Below are 3,217 nucleotides of genomic sequence, written 5' to 3'. Positions count from 1 at the left end.
GCCAGCGACGCCGAGGACGAGCTGGCCGACAGCGGCGTCAGCTGCGGCGCCGCCGCGGCCCGCTTCACCGCCTCCTCCTGGAGCCCGACCAGCTCGTGCAGGCGCCGGCCGTCGAGCCGGCCATCGGCGATCATGGCCAGCTTGTGCCGCATCTTGGCGACCCGGTCGCGCAGCGCGGCGGTGGCCCGGACCGCGCCGGCCGCCGGGTTGTTCAGCTCGTGGGTGAGCCCGGCCGACAGCGCGCCGAGGGCCAGCAGCCGTTCCCGTTCGCCGACGATGGTCTGCGTGTTGCGCATCCCGATGAAGAGGCCCTCCAGCAGGTGGGTCGCCATCGGGAACCAGCTACGCATCGCGTCGGCGATGATCGCGGCGGGGAGGGCGAAGACCGCGCAGTCGGTGACCGCGAAGAGGCTGAGGGATTTGGTTAAGCATCCTCAGTGATCGTGGTCCGGTCGTGGGTGTCGGTGTCTTCTGGTTTGATGCGGGCGGTGGGGGGTCTGCCACGGCGGTGTGTGCTGTCGTGTGGCGGTCTTGTGCGTGCTGGCGGTTGGTTTGTCTGTGGTGAGGTTGGTGTCGGGTGAGTCGGGCGGTGTCGCTGGCGGAGGGCGAGGCTTCCCGGACCGCGTGTGTCCGGGCTCTTGTGCGCGCTGGTGTGGATGAGAAGTCCGGCGAGGTCCTGTCCCAGGCGGTGTTGGCCGAGCGTGTCGGGTGGTGTGCCGATCTGGTGGCGGGCATGGTTTCCGGGCTGTTGGCGCAGCGGTGGAACGCCGTCGATGTGCAGGTGTTGGCCTCCGGTGTGGACGCGGGTGGGCGGAGGTTGCCGTCGAACGCGTGGATGGCGCTGCGGCGCTTGGCTTGGACCCCGAGCGTGCCGGAGGGGGTGAGGGTTAATGACCGGATCGTGCGGATGGCGCAGGAGCAGGCCGGGCGCGCGCTGCGGTCGGTGCAGTGGCGTGCCGATCTGACCACCGGAGTCCTCGCGTCCTGGCCGGCCGACCCGCGCAAACGCACTCCGCAGGAATGGGATCAGGTGCGGGAGGCGATCCCGGGCGGGAAGGATCTGCCGGCCAACGTCGTCAAAGCGCGCACGCGGCAGGCGGTCAGGTTCCTCAACGTCAACGGCCGCCTGCCGGTGGATGTGTTCGAACTGGAAAACAGTCCGAAGGTCCCGCGGATGCTGCTGCTCGCGGCGTGTGACCGGCAACAGGCCACCATCGAACGCAGCGACACCGACCCGGGCAGGGTGCTGCTGCGCCTGCAGTTGCCCACCCGCCCGGATCCACGCACCTACGGGGACTGGACGTGGGTGGCCTGCCCGATCAGCTTGCCGCCCACGGTCCCTGCGGGCGCGGTGCTGCACCTACCCACCCTGCGCGTGGTCGGCCGGCAGGTGCGCGCCGATTTGGCCTACACGCACGCGGTGCCGAAAGCCCGGCCGACCGGTCACACGGTGGCGCTCGGTGTGGACTGGGGCCTGAACACGCTGCTGAGCGCGGGCGCCCTGCGACGGCACAGCGATGGCCGGATCACCGCGTTGGGGGCTGGCGGTCAGTTCCGGGCCGCGGGAGTCCTTGCTAAGCAGCATCGCCTACGCCGCCACGGTGAGCGGCTGCACGCAAAGGCTGACCAGTACGTGCGGCTGATCGGCGTCGACCCGCGGCACCACCTCGTGGGCAAGCTTGCCGTGCTGCGCGAGGAGATCCGACACGTCTCCAAACGCCGCCAGAACCTGAACGCCGCGCTCGCGTGGGCCGCCGCCCGCTGGACGGTGGACCAGGCGATCGCCGCCGCCGCGACCGTCATCTACGTCGAAGACCTGCGCTCGATGGAAGCCCAGGGCATGGGGATCAGCCTGAACACCCGCCTGTCGCAGCAGGTGCGCGGGCAGATCGTTGACCGGATGCGGCATCTCGCCGCCGAGCACGGTATTGCCGTGGTCGGCGTCCCGGCCCGCGACACCTCCAAGCACTGCCCGCAGTGCCTGACCCCGCTACGGCATCGCAAGGCTCCCGATCAGCCCGCCACTCCGGGTTGGAAATGGGCCGTCTGCCCCCACCAGTCTTGCGGCTGGCAGGGCGACCGCGACCACGGCGCCTGGCGGCGCATCGCCGCCCGCGGCCTCACCCACCAGACCAAGACCGTCACCGACCGCAGTAACGGCGCCATGATGATCCGCTCGGTGGTGGACACGCTTGAAGCCTGCGCGGTCGTCACCAAGACCAGTCGGGGGGATCGGTCGAAGACCGGCCCCACCCGGCACAAGCCACCACGCCCCGCGCCCCGGCGACGCAGGGCACCCTCCCCCACCCGGCCCCACAGCCGGGCGGGCAAGCGTCCGGAGGGACACGCACCAACGGACCGGCCCAGGCTGCCCCGCGCAGCCCACCGGCACCAGGACGTGACCACGATCAGCGCATCCACCGGCCATCGGCCACGCGGAGCCGCCGTGGGCGCAGGATTCCACCTCCACGCCCACGCGACCCCACCCAGGTGGGAAACGATCCCGGAAACACACTCCAACCCAGGATCCCTAAGCTAATCAGAGACGCTGTTCAGGTAGCGCTGCGCGCCCTCGGGCTCGTCGGCGAGCACCCAGCGGAACGGCACCAGGTTGCGGGCCAGGAAGTCGCGGGCCACGAGGGACGGGGCGGACCAGCGGTGCCCGACCACGCGCAGGTCGGTGGCGGGTGTCGCGGCGCTGGCCGTCCACGCCTCCAGCAGCGAATCCAGCACCGGATAGAGCTTCTCCTCCGGCGGGTGCCAGGGCTTGAGCAGGTAGTGGTCGAGGTCGACGACGTTGATCGCGTTGATCGCGGCGTCCGTGTCGGCGTACGCGGTCAGCAGCACCCGCCGGGCGGCGGGGAAGAGGCCCATGGCGGCCTCGAGGAACTCGATGCCGTTCATCTGCGGCATCCGGTAGTCGGCGACCAGCACGGCCACCTGATCGCCGCGCAGCTTCAACTCCCGCAACGCCTCCAGCGCCGCCTCCGGGGAGTCGGCCCGCAACACCCGGTACCGGTCGCCGTACCGGCGGCGGATGTCGCGGGCGACCGCCCGGGAGACGGCCGGGTCGTCGTCGACGGTGAGGATCGCGGGGTTGGGCATGCCGTCTAGCTAGTGAAGCACGGCGGTCGAGCCGGATTCGGGTCCGCGACCGTCGGTCGGCGGGCGCCGGCCGACGCGGGTCAACGGCGTCCCGCGGGGGCCAGCGGCGGGC

Annotated in this window: 2 protein-coding genes and 1 pseudogene; 1 reads left to right on the top strand and 2 read right to left on the bottom strand. The window is 71.3% G+C overall.

Annotated features, from left to right (window positions below; genetic code table 11):
- Window positions 1–350 (bottom strand): annotated as a pseudogene (locus tag ACWEVO_RS33390) (histidine kinase); the annotation flags it as partial.
- 302 nt (window positions 351–652) lie between these two features.
- On the opposite strand from ACWEVO_RS33390, the gene ACWEVO_RS33385 reads away from it, so the two are divergent.
- Window positions 653–2,539: a zinc ribbon domain-containing protein gene (locus ACWEVO_RS33385; protein ID WP_452311411.1), complete on the top strand. Its 1,887-nt coding sequence runs from the start codon at window positions 653–655 to the stop codon at window positions 2,537–2,539.
- Here the strand turns inward: ACWEVO_RS33385 and ACWEVO_RS33380 are convergent.
- Entirely contained in the window at window positions 2,536–3,105 is a 570-nt protein-coding gene (locus ACWEVO_RS33380) for a response regulator (protein ID WP_452311410.1), read from the bottom strand. The genes ACWEVO_RS33385 and ACWEVO_RS33380 overlap by 4 nt on opposite strands.
- Window positions 3,106–3,217: the final 112 nt, after the last annotated feature.

The sequence above is a fragment of the Micromonospora sp. NPDC003776 genome, assembly GCF_053605645.1.
The sequence above is the reverse complement of the archived record's forward strand: the minus strand, read 5'-3'. Positions and strand labels throughout refer to the sequence as shown.

What these genes read in the sequence shown, in the direction of transcription:
- ACWEVO_RS33380 (WP_452311410.1), bottom strand. Translation starts at nt 3,105, where the DNA reads ATGCCCAACCCCGCGATCCTCACCGTCGACGACGACCCGGCCGTCTCC.